We start from the raw sequence: 22,336 nt of genomic DNA on the forward strand, positions 1-22,336 counted from the left end.
TCCATGAATTTTACTGCATCCGAAGATCAACTTAGGAAGAATCAGCGTCCTGTCACAATTATTGCGGTGGTTACCGCGCTCTGTTTGCTCGGAGATTCCATGCTGTATATCGTACTTCCTATTTACTGGAAGGAAGTTGGCCTCAATGCGTTATGGGAGGTCGGAGTACTCCTTTCCATCAACCGCTTTATCAGACTGCCAATGACTCCGCTGATTGGTTTACTTTATAAAAGAATGTCATTGCGCACGGGTCTTATCCTAGCCATACTGCTGGCAGTAGCGACAACTATCGGGTACAGCCTGTTCAAAGGTTTTATCATCTGGCTCGTTCTTCGCAGCTTATGGGGGATCGCCTGGTCCTTCCTGCGCATGGGCGGCTATTTAACCGTTATTCGCTACTCAGATGATACAAATCGCGGCCATCTGATGGGACGATATAACGGAATATTCCGTCTAGGAAGCTTGGTCGGCATGCTTATCGGCGGTGTCCTCGTTCCACTCGTCGGGATGCCGATTGTTTCCATTGCTTTCGGGGTGTTCATGCTGTTAGGGCTTCCTTATGTCGCCGTCTACATTTCCGGTGCTAAAGCGAACCAGTCCGACGTTTCTCTTCTGCGGAAGGAGCGTATCGACAATCGGGCGGTAATTTGGAAGAAGCCTGTGCTAAAAATCGTTGCAACCGGACTTTTCGTTTATCTCCTCCAGACTGTTCTAAGCGTCACATTAAGCTTGCAGATCGAAACCAACTATCCGCAGCCGATGACGTTGATCGGCATTGCCGTGACAAGCACGATGCTATCAGGGGTGCTGCAGTCAGCTCGCTGGGGGTGGGAACCGTTTCTTGCCTCATGGATAGGCTTGCGCTCTGACGGTTCGAAAGGGCGTCTGCCTCTTTTCGGTTTCACTCTAATCTGCTCTGCGGTTGGCTATGCTCTCGTACCGTGGCAGCTTCCGATCTATCTATGGTGTACGATTATCTTACTTATTTTGGCGGCAAGCACAGCCATTTCGACGTTAATGGACGCTTTGGCATCGGACGTCGCCCGCTTTTCATCCGTCGTTACAGTGATGACTGCTTATTCGGTTGCGACGGATATGGGCTCTGCGTTAGGCCCGATGCTGGTATACTTGGCAGTCAGTTTGCCTAATGGCATAACGTACATTTATTTAGGCAGCGCGCTCATTTTCCTGCTGATCGCATTATGGTACAGGCCAAATGTCAAACCGAAAATGAATGTCTTACCAAGTGAACGCGATCTTGCGAAAACCGAATAATACTACCCTTACACCCAAGAGGAAAGGAATGAATGAGGTGCGACAACGATTTAGCATGGATAAGGACTGGCTGTTCCATCTTGGTGAAGTTGATGTTCCCGTCAAAAAATCGCATAACAGTATCTACGGCAGAGCAAAAGCTGGGGGCGCTATTGGTCCCGCTGGCATGGAGTGGAACGATTCGACTTGGCAGACTGTGCAGCTTCCACATGATTGGTCGTATCAACAGCCATTCGACCGGGAAAATGGTGTGCCGAATTTCGGCTTTAAGCCGCGTGGCATGGGCTGGTACCGGAAGAAATTTAGATTGGCCGCTGAGGAACAGGGAAAGCAACTGATATTGGAGTTCGACGGCATCGCAACCGAAGCTTCGATCTATTTAAACGGAAGTTTATTGGAAAGAAACTTTAGCGCGTATACCAGTTTTACAATTGATATCTCGGATCGAGCCTACTATGGTGATCGTCCCAACGTACTCGCCATCCGCGTTGATGCTACAGAGGCCGAGGGATGGTGGTATGAGGGAGCCGGTATTTATCGTCATGTCTGGTTAACGACAAAATTGCCGCTGCACATTGCAGAGCGCGGGGTCTGGGTCAGACCCGAGAAAATCAATCAGATACTTTGGCAGACGCATATTGAAACTGTCGTTGGCAATGAACTGGAGCACGATGTGCATTACACGTTAACAACTTATATTCAAAATGCCAAGAATGAAGTAGTTCAGAAAGCAAGGACGGAGAGTATATGTGCAGCAGGCAGCAAAAATACGGTCGTTCAGAAGTTAAACGTAACCAATCCTGCTTTATGGGATATTGATGCGCCTCATCTTTATCAAGTACATTCCGTTCTTACGATGGAAGGTCAGCTTTATGATACTGAGATGACTTCTTTCGGTTACAGGACGATTCGCATTTGTCCGGATGAAGGGTTTTTCCTGAATGAACAACCTTTGAAATTAAAAGGAACATGCAATCATCAAGATCATGCCGGTGTTGGCGTAGCGCTGCCTGATGGGCTGCAGGAATACCGAATTCGGCGACTCAAGGATATGGGCAGCAACGCCTACCGTGCAGCGCATCACAATCCGACACCCGAGCTGCTGGACATTTGCGATCGGTTGGGCATGCTTGTGATGGATGAAAATCGCAACTTTGAGTCTTCCAGAGAAGGCCTGCGTCAACTTGAAAATATGGTCACCCGCGACCGCAATCATCCTTGTGTGGTGTTCTACAGTCTGTTCAATGAAGAACCGCATCAAGGAACACCAATTGGCCGTCGTATAGTTAATCGAATGATGCGGACGGTCAAGCGTTTGGATCCGACTCGTCCGGTGCTTGGAGCTCTGAACGGTGGCGTGATGGAGGACGAAGGAACAGCAGATATTCTGGAGATCACAGGGTTCAATTATATGCATACGAGCTATGATAAATTTAAAGCGAAGCATCCGGCGCAGCCGATCATCGGTTCCGAGACCGTAAGCGCATTTTCGACGCGAGGCAACTATACAAATGATTCGATCAAGCAAGTATTTGACAGCTACGATCAAGAGAAAGCTCCGTGGGGGGCTACGGTACGCGAGGCCTGGCAAGCAGTAGCTACTCGTAATTTTGTTATGGGGACTTTCGTTTGGACAGGCTTTGATTACCGTGGGGAGCCGACACCTTATGAATGGCCCAGCATCAACACACATTTCGGCATAATGGATACCTGCGGCTTCCCCAAAGACGCGTACTATTTATATCAAGCTTATTGGCTTGATGAGCCGGTTCTCCACATGCTGCCACATTGGAATTGGCAGGGACGTGAAGGGCAACCGATAAAGGTGATGACGCATACCAACTGCGAAGAAGTGAGCTTATATGTAAATGGCCAATTTATCAGTAGAGAGTGTGTTGACGTGTATAAGCAGTTGGAGTGGGAAATTCCTTATGAGCCGGGCATCGTTCGCATGGAAGGCTACAACAACGGTAGACTTGTAAAGGTGACGGAAGTTGCAACAACTGGCGAAACCGCTTCGCTTCGACTGGAATTGCAGAAACCCTATCTCTATGGTGACGGGAAGGATGCCATAGCCGTGAATTTGTACGCGATCGATGCGCAGCAGCGTTTTGTTCCGACAGATAGCCGGTTTGTGACGTTCACGCTTAGCGGTTCTGGCAAAATATTGGGCGTTGGCAACGGTGATCCCAATTGTCACGAGGCCGACGCCGCCCAGGCAAGAAGTTTATTTGCCGGCTGCTGCCAGCTGATTGTGCAAAGCGTCCCCGGCTCTGACCCCATTGTGTTAGTAGCGGAAGCTGCTGGCTTGGCACCGATGACATGGGTTATCCCGGTGAAGGAAACGGCCGAGCCTCCTTACATCCCTTCCGTTAAGGAAACTTATGTGAATGACTGGCATGTAACGCAGGAGCCTTACGGCGAAAGGCCTGATCCTCTCATGGTTATGGATCCGACAGATATGAACACATGGGAAAAGGTAGACGTCAGTTATGGCACCTTGAAGATGCTGAGAGGAATAAGAGGGTACGTAGTGTTTCGGAGTCAATTGTTCTTGTCGGATCAGGATAGGACTAGTAGCGCCAGCCTTCGTTTTAATGAAATCCAAGGTGATGTTGAAATCTACGCGGATACGGAATTGTTATTGGTGGCATCGCTCGTTGAGCCGACTTCAGTGGTAATTCCGTTGCGAGAGGTTGACTTGAAAGGAAAAAACGTGATTACGTTATCCGTGCTTGTTCACATGACAGAGCAGATGAGTAAGCCAGGTATCAGCAGTTCGGTCTGCTTGTTGACTTAGATAGATTCTCCAAGCCTAATCGCTACATTCCCCGATCTAGATCCCCTTCATTTTTCCTGAAAACCCTGTTGCAGCAACTTGGCTCCACGCCAGGCAAGGCTGCAATTTTTTTTCATAGTAAACACGTAAAAGGCTGCCGACGATTGCGAATTGGCGGCCCTTTCCTGTTAGGTGTTTTAGTAGGAACTGAAAATTCTTTCGAAAAATGCTTATGTAAGTAGAATTTGCTCATGGTTTTATAGAAATGTCTCGCTTTTGATGTTTACCTGAAAAAACAGATGGAGTATGTTGGGCATGGGAGGTGAATGTAAGGGCTTACAAAAAAGTGGTTCCTTCATATGCATCAGGTTACTTCGTACAAAATCGAAAAGGAGAAGTAGATAAGTTTTGAAAGTGTGTAGATTCGCAGCAAACGCAATTCTAATTAAAGGGAGATGTGTTGATGAAGCCATTTATGAAGGTATTGGCAGTATCAGTCTCACTTGTTTTATCCTGCGAGTTACTCGCGCCATTCGGAGCTCACGCAGCAACCACTTATCAGTCTACATGGGAATCTGTGGACCAGCATAAGGCCGCCCCGGAATGGTTTCAAGATGCTAAGTTTGGCATTTACTATCATTGGGGCGTGTTCAGCGTTCCCGCTTATGGAAATGAATGGTACCCTCGTAACATGTACGTACAAAATGGTAAAGAATACAACCACCATGTTAGTGTGTATGGATCCCCTACTTCGTGGCCGTATCACAATTTCATAAATGGCGCACAGGATAAGAATGGGAATTGGGTTGAGTTTGCTCCCAAGATGAAATCAGCTGGAGGTCAATTTGATCCTAACGAATGGGCGCAATTGTTCGTGGACGCGGGGGCAAAGTTTGCCGGCCCTGTTGCTGAACATCACGATGGTTATTCGATGTGGGATAGTTCAGTCAATGAATGGAATTCAGTGGACAAGGGACCCCATTTGGATCTCCTTGGAACCTTTGCAACCGCAATCCGCAACAAGAATTTGAAATTGTTGACAGCGCTGCATCATGCTTATAACAGTAACGGATACTTTCAATACGCGCCCGCACAATCCGACCCCAGCTTGATGAAATTATACGGTCAACTGCCGAAAACGCAGGAGGATCAACTGTGGTACGATAAACTGAAAGAAGTTATCGATACGTATCAGCCTGATATTCTTTGGCAGGATTTTGCCTTGACGAAGATTGATGAAGCGCAGCGTCTCAAGTTTTTATCTTACTACTATAACAAAGCGATCGATTGGGGCAAAGAGGTTGTCGCAACCTATAAAACTAGCGGCGGATTCAACTTGAATGGTGAAGTTGTCGACTATGAAAGAGGAGGGCCAGCAGAGTTAACCTCTAATTACTGGTTAACGGACGACAGCGTCGGCGGTTGGAGCTATACGCCTGGCATGAGCTACTATTCAGCTCCTACTTTGCTTCACTCCCTCATCGATCGTGTAAGCAAAAATGGCAACTTGCTGCTTAATATTGCACCCATGGCAGACGGAACCATTCCACAGGAGCAAAAAAATATTCTGCTCGGGATGGGGGATTGGTTAAAACGCTATGGCGAAAGCATTTACTCGACCCGTGCTTGGACGAAGTATGGTGAAGGTCCGACACAGCTTGGCGGCGCGATTCATTCAAGTCCTATTGTTGGTACTGAAACGGACATTCGTTTCACTCGCAATAAAAGCAACAACACGTTGTATGCCATCGTTCTGGGGTGGCCGGGGAATGGCGTCAATTTGAACATAAGCACACTTAATTCGAATCAAATTAATTTGAGTACGCTTTCAAAAGTGCAATTACTTGGAGAGACCGCCGGTACTTATATTAATTTATCGAACAGAGTCCAGAGTCAGGATGGTTTGAAAATTACGATGCCGGCAAGCAAGCCATTCACTGCAAGCGCCTATGTGGTAAAACTAACATTCACAGGGAAGATTCCCGATTTGCATCAGGTGTCGGGTCCAACTTTTTACAAACATGTGCAATATGAAGGAAATCGAATTCCTCTCTCTTTGGGCAATTACACAAAATCAACTTTGCAAGCAGCCGGAATTGCAGATAATAGTATTTCCTCCATCCTAGTGCCGTCAGGTTACAAGGTAACAGCCTACGCAGAAGATAATTACAGCGGGACTTCGTGGACTTTTGCAAGCAACAATAACAATCTCAAAGACACTGGCAATAACGATTTGATTACTTCGCTCAAGATATCCTTGGATTCAAATGCATACTTCAAACTTGCGAATCGCACGACAGATTTGGTGCTCGATGGAGGAGGGAGTGTGGCTTCAGGTTCGAATGTGAAGGAAAGTGTGTGGAACAGCAGTAATGATGCTCAATGGAGGTTCGTCAATCTCGGTACGGGATATTATCAGATTCTAAACCGGACAAATGGTCTGGCACTGGACGGTGCTGGAAGCGGGACGGCACCAGGCACGAATACGAAAGAAACTACATGGACAGGCAGCGAGAATCAACAGTGGCAATTGGCGGATCTGGGAGACGGGTTTTATAAAATTGCGAATCGGGCTAATGGTTTAGTCCTAACAAGCAGTGGGAATTTCAAAGGCGAATTTATCCCACCCGTGTATGTAAACAGGCTTTCAACTTGGAATGGGAGTACACTTCAGCAGTGGAAGATTGTGAAAGTCAACTAACTAGGAGGAGATGTTATGAAGAAAGTAAAAACAGGTTTCATAAGCATGATGGTTAGTACTCTACTTGTAGCAAGCTTGATCTCAGTCGGAGCATCGAATCAGGCTCAAGCTAATGTAGGAAGTACGGCATTACCTGTCCAGAAAACAGGCAATTGGGATGATTTGAAAATCAATTGGACAACGCCGGCTAGCGGGACAGATTTTACCGGAGCACCTGTCGGAAATGGTTTCTTCGGCGCCAAAGTTTCGGGAGGTGTTGCGACTGAAATTCTTCAACTTAATGACAAAACGTTTCATTCTGGCGAACCCTTCAACAATTATAATCCAAGCCGCAAAACAGCTCTAAATAGTACAAGAAGCCTGCTGGCAGAAGCGGATACAGCAACAACAGTAACGTATCGCGAGCAGAAATTAAAACAAGCTGAAACAGCTGCCAATGGGATGTGGGGATATGCATATATGGCTAACTTTCTGCCCATCGGCAATATTGTCTTGGATGTCCCCAATACGACGGGATATACGAACTACAATCGAGAACTTCATTTGGATAAAGCTGCTGTGACTACCACATATAAAGTGGGAAGCACGACTTATAAGCGTGAAGTATTTGCGAGTTATCCGGATCGCGTGATGGTTGTCCGTATGACCAATGACGGCGGACTGCCGATGAGTATGACGGCCAAGATGACATTGCCGAATGAGATGAGCGGACATGGAACCGTCTCTTCATCGGGCAACGAGATCCAAATGACAGGAACAGCTCCTTACGCTTACGCTCAGTACCCAACTACCCTGTGGGCAGACGGGAGAGGCATGACGTTCGATGCTCGTCTTCGCGCCAGAACGACGGGAGGAACCATAACAGCAACCGGAGGCAATTTGAACATTTCAGGCGCTTCGGTCATTGAACTCCTGTATGCCGATGCGACAAGCTACAAGGATCCGTTTACGAATCCGAATCCAAGCCAAGGCGGCAACAATCCTACGCCAATCGTAACGGGGATTATGAACGCGGCGTTCGCCAAAACCTATGACCAGCTCCTGAGTGCCCACCAGACTGATTATCGGAGCTTGTTCCGCAGGTTATGGACGGAAGTGAACGGGAACATAGGTGATGCCAGAGCCAATGTGCTCTCCTATCAATATGCGCGTTACGTTTCCATTTGCACTTCCAGAGCGAATACATTTGACCGTCCGCATAATCAGCAGGGAATGTGGAATTACATGTGGAGTCCTCGCTCGAATGGAGCGCATTACTTTAATGAAAATGTAGAGAAGATGTATGCATTGATTGAGACAGGGAATCTTGCTGAGAACGGCGATCCGCTGTGGAAGTATATTAAAAATTTAGCTATCAATGGAGCAAAAACCGCACAATCCGATTTCGGCTTTGACGGGTGGGTGGTGCCACATGCATCCGACGTGTGGGCAAAAACAGCGCTTGGCGCAAATGATAATGAATGGGCGTTATACCCAACGGGCGGCATGTGGCTCATGTTTAATGTATACGATCATTATCGGTTCACACAGGACAAAACTTTTCTTCGTGACACAGCATTTCCTCTCATGAAAGGTTCAGCCGAATTTGCTTTGGATTTACTTGTTGCTAATAAGGATGGTTATCTCGTGACATCGCCCTCTACTTCACCAGAAACGAAGTATGTTTTGTCCGATGGCACAAAAATTGCTGTGAGCCAAGGTTCGACGATTGATATGACAGTCATACGAGAACTGTTTGAAAATGTCCTTGAAGCGGGGAGCATATTGGAAACAGATTCTCCTGCGGATGTTGATTTGCTGAATCGTATTCGAACGGCTTTGCCGAAGCTGCTTCCTTATCAAATTGGAACTGGCGGTCAAATTAAAGAGTGGAATAATGATTACGCGAATGTAGATCCAAGTCATCGCCATGCCTCCCATCTCATCGGTGTCGGTTTCCTGGATCAGATCACGAAGAGAGGCACGCCTGATTTATTTCAAGCAGCTAAAGTATCGCTAAACATGCGTGGTTCAGGCGGATATCACCCGGATAGCGGGTACATGTGGGCACGACTAAATGATGGGAATAAAGCTGCCGCCCTTGCAACCATTTATCCGACGAATCCTTCGGTAAATGAATGGCAAATAAAAAGTGCGTATTATCCAGAACTCTTTGTGCAAAGTCATACCGGAGAAATTGAACTTCTCCCTTCGCTGCCTACAACCTGGACGAGTGGCGAAATTACAGGCGTAAAAGCGCGAGGCGGGTATGAACTCAGCATCAAATGGGCAAACGGGCAACTCGTATCCGCTCAAATTGATTCCCCGACGGGTACGGTTCCTGTAATTCGGTATGGCAATCAACTTCTGAATCCGTTTACAGATTCGAGGATTACCTTCGTGCGTGGAAATACACAAACAGCATTCAATCAAATCGAAGCAGAGAACTACGACAGCCAATCAGGCGTCCAGCTTGAGAACGTCTCCGACAAAGGCACGGGGTATGATCTTACATCGATTGACAATAATGACTATACCGTCTACAACAATGTTGATTTTGGAAGTGGCGCAGCTTCATTCTCCGCCAGGGTTGCGAGCAATGGACCTGGAGGTACCATTGAAATTCGCTTAGGGAGTATGACGGGTACGCTGGTAGGCACTTGTACGGTACCGTCTACTGGAGGAGGACAAATTTGGCAAACGGTAGGCTGCGGAGTAACGGGTGCCACGGGCGTGCAGAACGTATATCTCGTTTACAAGGGAACTGGCGGCTCTCTCTTCCATCTGAACTGGTTCCAATTTAGCCAGTCTGCTTTGGTAGGAGGCGTCTATAAACTTATCAATGTCGGAAGCGGCAACCTTGCCATGGACGTGAAGGGACATGCAACGGCGAATGGGGCGGCCGTTATTGTGTCACCAGATAACGGTAGTGCAAGCGAGCAATGGAATATTAGCGACAACGGCGATGGAACGTTCAGGCTCCTTGGCGTCCCAAGCGGCAAAGCGCTGGATGTATCCACAGCCACAACCACGGACAACTCGAAGACGATTATATGGCCTTATGGGGGTTCACCCAACGAAAGATGGAAATTCAACGCTAATACGGATGGCACCTATACAATTATCGGTGTCCAAAGCAACAAACCGTTGGATACGCTTCTAACCGGAACCGAATACTCAGTGGTTATTAAGACGGCGAACGGCACGGTAAGTCAGAAGTGGAGACTGGTCAAACTGCAATAAGGATGAAGATTTGGTTAAAGGGTGTCCTTGGGGCACCTTTTTACTAGTAAATGGATAGCTCTAGATTTTTCGGAATAATCCTTGCAAGGTATAAAGTTACTTCGAACAAAATCAAGGAGGAGATATTATGAAGAAACTAAAAGCAGGTTTCATAAGCATGATGGTTAGTTCTCTTCTAGTAACAAGCTTGATATCAGTTGGAGCATCGAATCAAGCTTATGCAAATGTAGGGAGTACAGCACTGCCTGCTCTTAAAACAGGCAATTGGGATGATTTGAAATTCCATTGGACAACGCCGGCAAGCGGGACAGATTTCACTGGAACACCTGTCGGGAATGGTTACTTCGGCGCGAAAGTGTCAGGAGGCGTTGCTACCGAAATTCTTCAACTTAGCGACAAAACGTTTCATTCCGGCGAACCTTTCAATAATTATAATGCAAGTCGCAAAACAGCTCTGAATAATGCAAGAAGCCTACTTGCAGAAGCGGATTCGGCAACGTCAGTTACGTATCGCGAGGAAAAATTGAAGTTAGCAGAGACAGCAGCAAAGGGGATGTGGGGACCAATTCCCACCTATTATGCTAATTTTCAGCCAATTGGAAAAATTGTTCTGGATGTCCCGAACACGGCAGGATATACCGATTATAATCGAGAGCTTCATCTGGATAAGGCAATCGTAACAACGAAGTATAAAGTGGGAAATATAACGTATACGCGTGAAGTATTTGCAAGTCACCCGGATCGGATTATGGTCATAAGAATGACCAATGACGGGGGCCAACCGATGAGTATGACGGCCAAGATGACGCTGCCGGCGGAAATGAATACTCACGGAACGGTATCTTCTTCGGGCAATGAGATCCAGATGACAGGCACAGCCCCTTACGATGACTATGTAAGTCAGTGGGGGGATGGGAGAGGCATGACGTACGATGCTCGCCTTCGCGCCAGAACGACAGGAGGAACGATCACAGCAACCGAAGGGAATTTAAACATTTCAGGGGCTTCGGTCATCGAACTTCTATATGCCGATGTGACAAGTTACAAGGATCCGTTTACCAATCCGAATCCAAGCCAAGGCGGCATTAATCCCACTCCAATTGTAACGGGGATTATGAACGCGGCGTTTGCCAAAACCTATAGCCAGCTCCTAAGTACCCACCAGAATGACTATCGGAGCTTGTTTCGCAGGTTATGGACGGAAGTTAACGGCAATTCAGGCGCTTCGAGACCTTACACGCTTTCCTACCAGTACGCCCGTTATGTTTCAATTGCTGCTTCCAGGGCGAACACATACGACCGTCCTCAAAACGGGAATGGGATGTGGCATTACGCTTGGAAACCTCAATTTAGCGGGGCGCATTGGTTTAATGAGAGTTTAGAAAGAGCCTATGAGTTAATTCAGACGGGGAATCTATCTGAAAATGGCGATCCTCTCTGGAAGTATATCAAAAATCTAGCTGTAAACGGGGCAAAAACCGCACAATCCGATTTCGGCTTCGATGGGTGGATGGTACCTCACGCATCCGATGTATGGGCAAAAACTGCGCTTGGTGCTAATGATAATGAATGGGCGATTTGGCCAACTGGTGGCATGTGGCTCCTGTATAATATGTATGATCATTATCGGTTCACGCAAGACAAGACCTTTCTTCGGGATAAAGCTTTCCCTCTTATGAAGGGTTCTGCAGAATTTGCATTGGATTATCTCGTTACCAATAAGGACGGCTATCTCGTGACATCGCCTTCCACTTCTCCCGAGACGAAGTATGTACTGTCGGATGGAAAAGCCATTGCAGTCAGCCAAGGTTCGACGATCGATATGACGTTAATTCGAGAGTTGTTTGAAAATGTGCTGGAAGCGGGAGGTATATTGGAAGCAGATTCTCCTGCGGATGTTGATTTGTTAAATCGCATTCGAATGGCGTTACCGAAGTTGCTGCCTTATCAAATTGGAAATAGCGGTCAATTGAAGGAATGGAATAATGACTATCCGAACGTAGATCCAAGTCATCGTCATGCTTCTCATCTCATTGGCGTCGGTTTTCTGGACCAAATCACGAAGAGAGGCACGCCTGATTTATTTCAAGCAGCTAAGGTGGCGCTAACCATGCGTGGATCGGGCGGATACCTTCCTGATCCTGCTTTCATGTGGGTGCGCCTTAACGATGGGAATAAAGCGGTCACGATTGCAGATGTTTATCCAACAGGTGCAACGAAGCACGAATATCCGCCGAGGAGCGCGTATTATCCAGAATTGTTTGTGCAAAGCCACACCGGGGAAATTGAACTTCTCCCTTCGCTGCCTACAGCCTGGACGAGTGGTGAAATTACAGGCGTGAAAGCGAGAGGCGGGTATGAACTCAGCATCAAATGGGCAAACGGGCAGCTCGTATCCGCTCAAATTGATTCCCCGAGCGGTACAATTCCTGTGATCTGGTACGGCAATCAACTTCTGAATCCGTTTACAGATTCGCGGATTACCTTCGTGCGTGGAAATACACAATCTGCATTTAACCAAATCGAAGCAGAGAACTACGACAGCCAATTAGGCGTCCAGCTTGAGAGCGCCTCTGACAAAGGTACGGGTTATGATCTCACATCCATGGATAATAACGATTATACCGTCTACAACAATGTTGATTTTGGAAGTGGCGCAGCTTCATTTTCCGCCAGAGTTGCGAGCAATGGACCCGGAGGGACCGTTGAGATCCGCTTAGGGAGTGTGGCGGGTACGCTGGTAGGCACTTGTACGGTACCGTCTACTGGAGGAGGACAAATTTGGCAAACGGTAGGCTGCGGAGTAACGGGTGCCACGGGCGTGCAGAATCTATATCTCGTTTACAAGGGAACTGGCGGCCCTCTCTTCCATCTGAACTGGTTCCAATTTAGCCAGTCTGCCATGGTAGGTGGCGTGTATAAACTCATCAATGTCGGGAGCGGCAACCTTGCCATGGACGTGAAGGGAAATGCAACGGCGAATGGTACGGTCGTTATTGTGTCACCAGATAACGGTGCTGCAAGCGAGCAATGGAATATTAGCGATAATGGCGACGGCACGTTCAGGCTCCTTGGCGTCTCAAGCAGCAAAGCGCTGGATGTTAACGCAGCGACAACCACGGACAACTCGAAGACGATTATATGGCCTTATGCGGGTTCACCGAACGAAAGGTGGAAATTTACAGCCAATGCGGATGGTACCTATACCATTGTTGGTGTCCAAAGCAACAAACCGTTGGATACACTTCTAAACGGAACGGAATATTCCGTGGTTATTAAGACGGCGAACGGTACGGCAAGTCAGAAATGGAGACTGGTCAAACTTCAATAATTCAATTGACTTGGTTAAAGGTGCCCTTTGGGTGCCTTTTTTAATTTATAGGTCCTGGAGTTTTCAGGTGGGTGCGGTTGCTTTATCCCGGTTCAAAAATAATCATGATATCATGAATAGAACAAAAAACATCATGAGCGAGCCTCTCAAGAATCGCTATAATTTACTTGAGAACATTCTTTTTCATCTTTGTTTGTAAGCGTTTTCTAAAATTGTTGAACGATTAGAGAGGATGAATCAAAATGAAACATAAGCTCATTTGGAGTGCTGTGGTTTGTACATTATGCAGCGCCATAACTTTTACTACTGCAGCCTTTGCAGAGGACGCATCCCAATTTACGATGTCGACGTCCGATACGGAATCAACGGGGGAATTTACCGTCACCTTGAAGGGGGAGCAGCTTGCCGATTTATTTGCCTATGAAGCCAAATTCAGTATCGACGCAAGCAAGCTGGAAGTGGTTAAGGCGGAAACGAAAATCGAAGGATTCTCGATCTCGCCTATTGTGAAAGACAATGAAGTGACTATAGCACACACGAAAATCGGTAAGGTCGATGGCGAAAAGGGAGATGTCATTCTAGGCACGATCACTTTTAAAGCGAAAAAAGTAGGGACAACGAATGTGAAATGGACGTCCCTGAAAACAGTCGATCACACGTTGAAAAATCAAATTTTTACGATGAATGCCTCGCAAGATTTCACTAAAATTTTCAGCGATCTGGCAGGTCACTGGGCGAAACCCGACATTATGGAGATGGTCGGCAAACAAATCGTGGAGGGAATGGATGACGATCATTTCGCACCGGACACGAATGTGACAAGAGCGCAATTCGCGACACTAATTGCCAAGGTAATGAATCTGAAGGACAGCGCTGGCCAAACGCCGTTCGACGATGTCGCTTCAGGCTCTTGGTATGAGTCAACTGTAAAAAAGGCGTATGCGGCAGGTTTGATTGATGGCATATCCGAGCATGAATTCGCCCCGGAGAAGAACATAACCCGCGAGGAAATGACCGCCATGCTCATCCGAGCAAAAGCGCAGGCTGCTGGGATCAAGGTGCAGGATATGCCTGCGAATGGAGAGATTCCTTTTCAAGATGAGGCTGAAGTTAGCGAATGGGCAAAGCCTTTCGTTCAGCTCGCAGTGGAAGAGGGCTTAATGAATGGAAGATCGGATCAAGCATTCGCTCCACAAGAGCATGCCAGCCGAGCCGAAGCCGTAGTCGTATTAAAGAGGCTTTTAAAAGATGTTGGCCAGTAAGCGCAACCGAATTGAACCGCAGGCCCAATAATGTCGAAATATAAGAATTTTTGTCGAATTCAAAAGAGAAAAAAGGACATTACCTCAAAATGACCGAATGTAAGGTGAGAAAGTCATTTAATTTATTTTGACATGACGGGGTGCCCAGGATGAAGTTGTTTGCTAGACCGTGGACGTTTTCGGCGACGCTCCATGTCTTGTTAGTTGTGATGGTGGTGTTCCCCATCGTGATTATTTCGACCATGATTCTGCAAGTATATAAACGTGATCTTCTGCAGCAAACGACAGAACGTTCCCTGCAGACGCTGCATGCGGTCACCTATTCCGCCCAGCAAGAGATCAGCAAAATCGAGTACGTGACGGCGGCAGTCGGCGTCGATCGGGATATTTTATCGATTGCGACTGCGCTGCATCAAGCGGATGAAGGCAATCGGTATGCTTACATCAATGCGCTAGGGCTGGCGCTTAGCCGATATACGTACTCGATGTCAAGCCAGCTTCTGGCGATTCATTTTTTTTACAAAGACGGCGGCGTGTATTCGTTCCAGCAAAATCTGTCCACGGATGAGCAGGAGGTTCGCGCCATGGAGTGGTATCGGAGAACATTGAAACAAACGGATAACGTCCAGTTTCTGGGACTGCAGCGAATGATGCTGTTTGGCCAAACGGTACCGTTCGGGTTATCGGCGGCCATTGCGCCGAGTGCATTTCATACGTTGAGCGACGTTGAGATGGTTTGTTTTACATTAAATGAAGAAGCGTTCGATAAGATTTTTCTACAGCAGCCCTATGATAAATCCGCTTTTGTCATTGTGACCGGGGAAGGGCAAGTGATTGCATCGAGCAGCAACTGGGATGAAACGAGTGTGAGTCTTGAACGGCTTGAGCAAATAAAGTCAGCTAGTGAAGGCCATTTTATCGATAAAGCCAGTGAGACGGAGATGCTTGTCACGTATGCAGCAGTTGGGCAAACAGGGTGGAAAGTCGTGCATGAAATTCCGTATAGCGAGTTGACCGCCAATTATAACCGGATATATAAGATCGTGCTGCTTGCTACATTTGCGGTTATTGCCGTATTTTTGCTCATTTCATTCTACTTGGTGAAAGGCCTTACGAGACCCATTCATGTGCTGGTACGCAAGATGTCCCTGGTCATGGAGGGGGATCTGAATGCCAAAATCGGCACTTCGGGCATCGCAGAAATGGCTACGCTTGGGCGCACATTCAATCATATGCTGGACCAAATTAAGCTGTTGATTCGCCAGCGTGAGGAAGAGGAGCAGATGAAAAGGAAGGCTGAGTTTGCCGCCCTGCAGTCGCAAATCAACCCGCATTTTCTGATTAATACGCTGAATGCGATTAAATTGATGGCGCTTATCAGCAAGGTGGATAATATTCGGAACATGACCAATGCCTTGATGCGGCTTGTCTCTTCTTCTTTTAACCGGGGAGGCATTCTTACGCGCTTTTCCGATGAAATCGAAAATTTAAAGCATTATTTATACATCATGGAAATCCGATATGGCCATAAATTCGAAGTCGAATGGCAGATTGATCCGCAAGCGGAGTCGAAGTATTTGCTCAAGCTGCTGCTGCAACCGGTTCTGGAGAACAGCATTGTACACGGAATGGCCGGCAAAGAATCGCAAGGTAAAATCGTTATAGCCGCTAATGTTCATGAAGGCAGCCTGTATATCGTCATTGCTGATAACGGTGAGGGAATGACCGAGGAACAGTTAACGCAATTCCGTGCGAAAAGCAGTCCTCATACGTTCTCTGGGATGGGGTTTGCCAATGTGCACCACCGCATTCAGCTGCATCACGGAGAGGATTACGGCTTAACCCTGGCTGCGAATGAACCGGAGGGAACGAAGGTCACGATGAAAATTCCTCTTATTTTTAAAAATAAAGATGAGGAGCCGCTGTAGTTCAAAAAAGATCAACTCTATAGCCGAAAAGATCATTTGGATGCGTTTACATCACGAGTATGATAAGAGTAGAACAAGTGATTATAGAATCAATCATTGGAGGGGTAACGAAGATGGGAAAAAGAAGATTAATGGGCACCGCATTAGTTAGTGGAATCGTGATGTTGAGTGCTTTAACAGGCTGCGGCAAAGATGCGGCTACACAGCCTGCAGCATCAACCAAGCCGGCAGAAACGCAAGCGGCTGCTGCGCCAACTGCGAAACCGGCTGATCCGGTTAAGTTGAAGCTGGCGATGTGGGATGCCAAGGGAGACATTACGTTTTGGCAGGAGAAAGTGAAAGATTATACCAAATTGAAGCCGAATGTTACGGTTGAAGTGGAAAAAGTGCCGGACAACGGCGGCCAATATTTAAAGGTACGCTTAGCTGCCAATGACTTACCGGATCTGTTCTACCTAAAACCGGCCCATATGCAAATTTATAAGCAGTCGCTGCTTCCGCTCGATGACCTGAACGGGGCCAAAAATAATAAATTCCCGGCAAAAATTGATGGTAAAATATTGGGAGCACCACTCGTGTCTTTCTCCGAATTCGTTTACTTCCATCCGAGTGTGTTCAAGGAATTGAACCTGGAAGTGCCAAAAACATTGCCTGAGCTGATGTCAACGATGGAGAAAATTAAAACAAACGGCAAATACACGCCGATCGCCATCGGAGGGAAAGAAGATTGGACGTTCTATCCGTTCATGGAATTCGGTCCGCATATTTTGTCTGGTGATGAGAACTACTTGGCTACTTTGGCGAAAACGCCTGAACCGTTTGGCGATGGCAGCACATTTGATAAAGTTGGAAAAGTGATTAAAGAAATGTCGAGTAAAAAATTAGCAGGACCGGATGCGCTTTCGATCTCCTTCGATCAATCCACACAATTGTTCGAATCGAAGAAGGCGGCCATGATTGCTGCGGGGCAATGGTACTACGGAGATTATGTTAACCGTGTAAAAACGGACGATGACGTTGGCGTATTCCCGCTTCCTTTCAGAAGCACCGAGAGCGAGCCGTTAACGGCTATGACGTTGTCCGACATGAATATCGGTATCAACAAGAACAGCAAAAATGCAGCAGAAGCCAAAGCGTTTTTCGAGTGGATGTTCAGCAAAGACGTGTATCAAAGTTATATCAATAACGCTCAACAGTTCTCCACGATTAACGGCGTAAACTCGGAAATTCCTTTCTTCAATAAATGGACGGAAAAATATCCGTTTAAACCGTTCATTTACAACGCGACGGATGAGGCTTTTGCGAAAGTAAGCGGCGCTGCCCAATTTGATTTCAAAAAAGCGGCACAGGAAATTTACTCTGGCAAACCAATCGAAACCGTAGAAAAAGACTTAAACAACAAGTGGAAAAAAGCGGTTGAATCGAACAAATAAGTTTGGAAGAGAGGGCACTACCTAGGCGACTGGCATAGTGTCTTCTCTTATATACAGGAGTGATCATATGAATTATCGCATGCAGCAAAAAGTCGTAATTTTCTCGTTTCTACTTGTACCGGTTTCACTCTTGCTGTTATTTCTAATCTATCCGACTCTGCAGCTATTTCGCTACAGTTTCACAAGCTGGGATGGCTACAGCCCAAGCTTCAAGTACATCGGCTTCGAGAATTATGTCCGAATGCTGTTTGATTTCCCTGAAGCGTGGCAAGCGATTAGGAATAACGGCGTGTATTTTTTGCTCCATACCATCGCTATCCCACTCGAATTGATGACAGCCGTGCTGCTGAACAGAGTGCTGCGTGGGAGTGCATTCTTTCGTTTTTCCGTGCTAATGCCTTATATAATTAACGGAATTGCTGTGGCTTATATGTTTAGCTACATTTACAATCCGATTAATGGTCCGCTGAACGAGTTGTTAAAGGCAGTCGGATTAGAGTCATGGATTCAAAGTTGGCTGAGTGACTCCAACGTCGTTAATTATTCCTTAGTGGTTGTCTCGCTTTGGCGTTACAGCGGTGTGCATGTTGTCTTGTTTCTAGCCGGTTTGCAATCAATTCCGAAGGATCTGTATGAAGCGGCTGAAATTGATGGAGCGAACTTTTGGCAGCAGCAGCGCTATGTTACACTGCCAGGCATCCGGCGAGTCGTTGAAATCATCTTGTTTATGAATGTATCAGGAGCTCTGCTGCAGTATGATATTCCGCTTGTTATGACCAATGGCGGTCCAGGCAGCGCAAGCTCAACATTTGGTCTATATTCGCTTCAAACTGCGTTTACGTATAACAATTATGGTTTGGCCTCCTCTATGGCCGTTATGCTTTTGTTATTAATTATTATATTTTCAGCGCTGCAGGCTTGGATTGTGAAAGACAGGAGTGAAGCTTGACATGGAACGTACACAGCTATTGAAACAAACCTACAAGCCAGAAGTGCCAAGCAGGACCCGTTCGATGAGCACACAGCGATTTGTTGGTCATATCGTTTATTATGTCCTGTTTACTTTAATGGCTGCGATCGTTTTCGTACCCATTTTGCTGGTCGTGTTTGGTTCTTTTAAAACAAATTTGGAGCTGGCCGAAACGTCGCCTTTTTCGCTGCCCCGAAGCTTTCTGCATATCGATAATTACGTCAGCGCCTTGAAAGAGGGCAATATGATACGCGGTCTAGGAAATTCTGTGCTGCTCGTTGTGTTGAGTATGCTCGGGAATATGCTGCTCGGTACGATGACGGCTTATGTGCTTAATCGCTTTCAGTTCCGGATGAAAAAAGTGATTCTCATGATGTTTATGGCTGCGATGATCATTCCGGCCTACACGACGGAGATTGCAAGGTTTCAGCTCATCCATGCTCTTGGTGTCTATAATACACTAGGCGCGCCTCTGCTGATTTATATCGGAACGGATATTATGCAGATCTACATTTATATGCAGTTTCTCGAAAAGATTTCGGTACAGCTCGACGAGAGCGCAATGCTGGACGGGGCATCTTACGTGCGAATTTTCCGCTCGATTATTTTCCCATTACTGCTGCCAGCAACAGCTACACTAGCTATACTAAAAAGTGTTACAATAATGAACGATATCTTTGTCCAGCAGCTATACATGCCTAGCGCGAAGCTGGCGACGTTGGCGACTTCACTGACTGCTTTTGTCAGCACACGCAGTTCCGATTTATCACAGCTTTGCGCAGGAATTATTATCGTGCTGCTGCCTAGCGCCATTTTCTACATCGTGTTTCAGCGTTACATTTTCAAAGGTCTCATGGATGGGGCTGTTAAAGGATAAGGTGGAAGTAGTCAACTTGGCCATTGGAGGATGAATCGGTTGCTTAAAATGATGATTGTTGACGATGAACCGCTTGTTCGCCTTGCGCTTCAACATATGATCGATTGGCCAAGTATGGGGATTGTGGTCGAAGTCGAGGCCGCTGACGGAGCGGAGGCGCTTGAGATTCTGAAGCAGCGTGGTGATATTGATCTCATGCTCCTTGATATCGAGATGCCGAGGCTTAGCGGAATTGAACTGCTTCGGGCCTACTCGCCCGTTATGGAAAAGCGGAGACCCGTCACGATCATGTTAAGCGCCTATAGCGACTACAGCTACGTGCGGGAAGCTTTTTTACTCGGTGCTATAGATTTTATCGTGAAGGCGGACATGGATGAGGAGCATCTTGTGCCTGTCATTCTGAAGGCGGTCAACGAACTGAGTAAAGAGGAACCTCCGTTAAATTCGCTGCCGACAAGTGAGATTGAAGACGACATTGACGCAAAAAGCGAGATCCTCCGTCAGCTTATCACGTTTGATCCGAATCAGCAGGAAGAGGCGGTTGCCTTAGCAACAATAGGTATTCACGAATGGCTTGGTGAAGTGAATCAGTTGGTTGCCGTTATGACTGTTTCACAAGGTTCGGGGGGCAGCAGGCAGGAACGAAACTTGAGTGATGCGAAAACGCAGCGTTTTATTACGCAGTCGGTGCAAACCGTATTGGACGCTATGTCGATCCGGCATTTCATTTACCGTAAAAGCCAAACGGAATACGTGCTTTTCTGCACCTTGGTCCAATATCGAAGCGAAAGCGTGATACGCGAAAAGGTGCAATCTGCCTTCACCATGATGCAAACCCGGCTGATTCAGTATGTGAACGTGTCGATTTCTATCGGTGTGAGTGAACTGGCCAGCGGAACGAAGCATTGGTACCGTCTGCACCAGCAGGCAGCGCATTTGGCGGCGATGAGCTTTTTTGCCGGATGGAACAAAGTGTTTTATCCTGAAAGCTGTATGGATCAGGGAAGATCTGGGTCTGGAGTTGGAGCCGGAGCTGGTGGGAATGCCGGTCAGGACCATGTTCGCAAGCTGCAGCTGACGCTGAAAGCGAATGGGGCAGCCATCACTCAACTGCTGGAACAGGACAATTCGGAGTTGTGGGGCAAGGAGTTTGAGCAAATGCAGCTGCTGCTCGGGCAAACATGGGGTTGGCGGCCTCAGGATGTTCAGGCTGCGCTTGAGAATTTGCTCTGGGAGCTTGGCGGCTTATTGCACCGCAAAGGGATACGTTGGGATGAGCTGGAGGAAGAGCTTCAGCATCCTTTTGAATATATGAGAAGTTTGGAGACTTTGGAAGAAACGAAAAGCTGGCTGCATCGGATCTGCACGAATTTGTACAGCTGGCTTCATGGGAAGGAAAAAGCGGATAGCAGCTACAGTACCGTGGTGGCGACGGCTAAGCAATTCCTTGATCTTCATTACATGGAAGACGTCAACCTGGCGTTGATCAGCGAGATGGTTGGCGTTAGCGAGAGCTATTTGAGCAAGCAGTTTACGAAGGAAGTCGGCAGTAATTTCATTCAGTACTTAACGAATTTGCGTATCGAAGAGTCCAAACGATTGATGAAGAAGAAAGGCTTTAAAATTACCGATATTGCGGAAAGCGTCGGTTATTTGAATGTCGAGCACTTCAGCCGCATGTTCAAAAAAACGACGGGGTACAGCCCTAAGCTGTATCGGGAAAGTTTGCTGAAGTGAGGCTGGGCGGGAGCTGAGGTTGGGGCGCAGAGTGCAGAGTGCAGAGTGCGAAGTGCGAAGTGCAAGTGCAGGTGCAAATAAGGGAACGCTAGGGAGCTATTTCAGCGAGATTAGCCGTTTGAGCGAGCTAGAGGGAACTGTGGGCCGCTATTTCGACATTTTCGCTGAAAATGGGTCTCATTTTCCGAAAGTAAGACCCTGTAGTTCCTCTCATCGCGGAAATAAGCACGGTATCTTCGAAATAGAGGATGCCAGTTCTCTTATGATCTGCCGTAGCGGAATTCTCCGCTAGTCTTTATGTGTCTGGTGAGGTGGAAGGTTGCAGAATGGTGAGTACAGTTGGTTGGATCGTGGAAGGTGGGTAAAGTAGCTTGATTTTCAGAGGCTATTTATTGTTCAAGAGCCTCTGCATAGGTTAGTGGGAACTACAGGGCGCTATTTCTCGGAAACACAGGTTTTTCAGGTGAAAGGGGAATTGTGGGCCGCTATTTCGGCATTTTCGCTGAAAATGGGTCCCATTTTGCAAAAATAAGACCCTGTAGTTACTCTCCAGTGTCCCACCCTCCGCTTTTCGGCAAAATAGCGCCCTGTAGTTCCCCATGGGGAGAAAGAGCAGGGGAGGGTCTCAAAAAAAACGTTCGTCCTAAGACGAAGACGTTTATTTTTGCATGCCTCCTATGATACAAGTCGTATCATGTGTTATTTTGTCATATTCTGTAGAACAATATAATAGGAAAATAATCAACGTTTTGCGTAAAATTTTTAATAGTTAGAAGAAAAAACTACTGCTACGATTTGTAGTGTTCACTGGCAAGGCAACA

Annotated in this window: 11 protein-coding genes; all 11 read left to right on the top strand. The window is 47.0% G+C overall.

Going from position 1 to position 22,336, the window contains the following annotated elements; genetic code table 11:
- The first annotated feature begins 3 nt into the window (after nt 1–3).
- The 11 genes from RQP52_RS01095 to RQP52_RS01145 all read left to right on the top strand — a co-directional run bounded on the left by RQP52_RS01095 (nt 4) and on the right by RQP52_RS01145 (nt 21,515).
- Nucleotides 4–1,275, top strand: a complete 1,272-nt coding sequence (locus tag RQP52_RS01095) for an MFS transporter (protein WP_315948930.1) — start codon at nt 4–6, stop codon at nt 1,273–1,275.
- A gap of 28 nt (nt 1,276–1,303) precedes the next feature.
- Nucleotides 1,304–4,075: a beta-galactosidase GalA gene (gene galA / locus RQP52_RS01100; protein ID WP_315948933.1), complete on the top strand. Its 2,772-nt coding sequence runs from the start codon at nt 1,304–1,306 to the stop codon at nt 4,073–4,075.
- A 442-nt stretch (nt 4,076–4,517) separates the two neighbouring features.
- Complete coding sequence (locus tag RQP52_RS01105) at nt 4,518–6,755, top strand: alpha-L-fucosidase (protein ID WP_315948934.1); 2,238 nt, start codon at nt 4,518–4,520, stop codon at nt 6,753–6,755.
- 15 nt (nt 6,756–6,770) lie between these two features.
- Nucleotides 6,771–9,977 carry a glycosyl hydrolase family 95 catalytic domain-containing protein gene (locus RQP52_RS01110; protein WP_315948935.1) on the top strand — a complete coding sequence of 1,069 codons (3,207 nt, stop codon included), beginning with the start codon at nt 6,771–6,773 and terminating at the stop codon, nt 9,975–9,977.
- Between the two features lie 127 nt (nt 9,978–10,104).
- On the top strand, nt 10,105–13,308 hold the full coding sequence (locus tag RQP52_RS01115; RefSeq protein WP_315948937.1) for a glycosyl hydrolase family 95 catalytic domain-containing protein: 3,204 nt from the start codon (nt 10,105–10,107) through the stop codon (nt 13,306–13,308).
- 242 nt (nt 13,309–13,550) lie between these two features.
- A complete protein-coding gene (locus tag RQP52_RS01120) occupies nt 13,551–14,570 on the top strand; it encodes an S-layer homology domain-containing protein (protein ID WP_315948938.1) in 1,020 nt (339 codons plus the stop codon).
- Between the two features lie 149 nt (nt 14,571–14,719).
- Nucleotides 14,720–16,498, top strand: a complete 1,779-nt coding sequence (locus tag RQP52_RS01125; protein ID WP_315948939.1) for a sensor histidine kinase — start codon at nt 14,720–14,722, stop codon at nt 16,496–16,498.
- Nucleotides 16,499–16,611: 113 nt separating this feature from the next.
- On the top strand, nt 16,612–17,931 hold the full coding sequence (locus RQP52_RS01130) for an ABC transporter substrate-binding protein (RefSeq protein WP_164819389.1): 1,320 nt from the start codon (nt 16,612–16,614) through the stop codon (nt 17,929–17,931).
- A 67-nt stretch (nt 17,932–17,998) separates the two neighbouring features.
- On the top strand, nt 17,999–18,880 hold the full coding sequence (locus tag RQP52_RS01135; protein WP_315948942.1) for a carbohydrate ABC transporter permease: 882 nt from the start codon (nt 17,999–18,001) through the stop codon (nt 18,878–18,880).
- 1 nt (nt 18,881) lies between these two features.
- Nucleotides 18,882–19,778 carry a carbohydrate ABC transporter permease gene (locus RQP52_RS01140; protein ID WP_315948943.1) on the top strand — a complete coding sequence of 299 codons (897 nt, stop codon included), beginning with the start codon at nt 18,882–18,884 and terminating at the stop codon, nt 19,776–19,778.
- Nucleotides 19,779–19,826: 48 nt separating this feature from the next.
- Complete coding sequence (locus tag RQP52_RS01145) at nt 19,827–21,515, top strand: response regulator transcription factor (protein WP_315950344.1); 1,689 nt, start codon at nt 19,827–19,829, stop codon at nt 21,513–21,515.
- Nucleotides 21,516–22,336: the final 821 nt, after the last annotated feature.

The sequence above is a fragment of the Paenibacillus violae genome, from assembly GCF_032461945.1.
GTDB classification, from domain to species: domain Bacteria; phylum Bacillota; class Bacilli; order Paenibacillales; family NBRC-103111; genus Paenibacillus_E; species Paenibacillus_E violae.

Excerpts from the sequence above, each read along its gene's own strand:
- RQP52_RS01095 (WP_315948930.1), top strand. The coding sequence starts at position 4 with ATGAATTTTACTGCATCCGAAGATCAACTTAGGAAGAATCAGCGTCCT.
- galA (WP_315948933.1), top strand. The coding sequence starts at position 1,304 with ATGAATGAGGTGCGACAACGATTTAGCATGGATAAGGACTGGCTGTTC.
- RQP52_RS01105 (WP_315948934.1), top strand. The coding sequence starts at position 4,518 with ATGAAGCCATTTATGAAGGTATTGGCAGTATCAGTCTCACTTGTTTTA.
- RQP52_RS01110 (WP_315948935.1), top strand. The coding sequence starts at position 6,771 with ATGAAGAAAGTAAAAACAGGTTTCATAAGCATGATGGTTAGTACTCTA.
- RQP52_RS01115 (WP_315948937.1), top strand. The coding sequence starts at position 10,105 with ATGAAGAAACTAAAAGCAGGTTTCATAAGCATGATGGTTAGTTCTCTT.
- RQP52_RS01120 (WP_315948938.1), top strand. The coding sequence starts at position 13,551 with ATGAAACATAAGCTCATTTGGAGTGCTGTGGTTTGTACATTATGCAGC.
- RQP52_RS01125 (WP_315948939.1), top strand. The coding sequence starts at position 14,720 with ATGAAGTTGTTTGCTAGACCGTGGACGTTTTCGGCGACGCTCCATGTC.
- RQP52_RS01130 (WP_164819389.1), top strand. The coding sequence starts at position 16,612 with ATGGGAAAAAGAAGATTAATGGGCACCGCATTAGTTAGTGGAATCGTG.
- RQP52_RS01135 (WP_315948942.1), top strand. The coding sequence starts at position 17,999 with ATGAATTATCGCATGCAGCAAAAAGTCGTAATTTTCTCGTTTCTACTT.
- RQP52_RS01140 (WP_315948943.1), top strand. The coding sequence starts at position 18,882 with ATGGAACGTACACAGCTATTGAAACAAACCTACAAGCCAGAAGTGCCA.
- RQP52_RS01145 (WP_315950344.1), top strand. The coding sequence starts at position 19,827 with ATGATGATTGTTGACGATGAACCGCTTGTTCGCCTTGCGCTTCAACAT.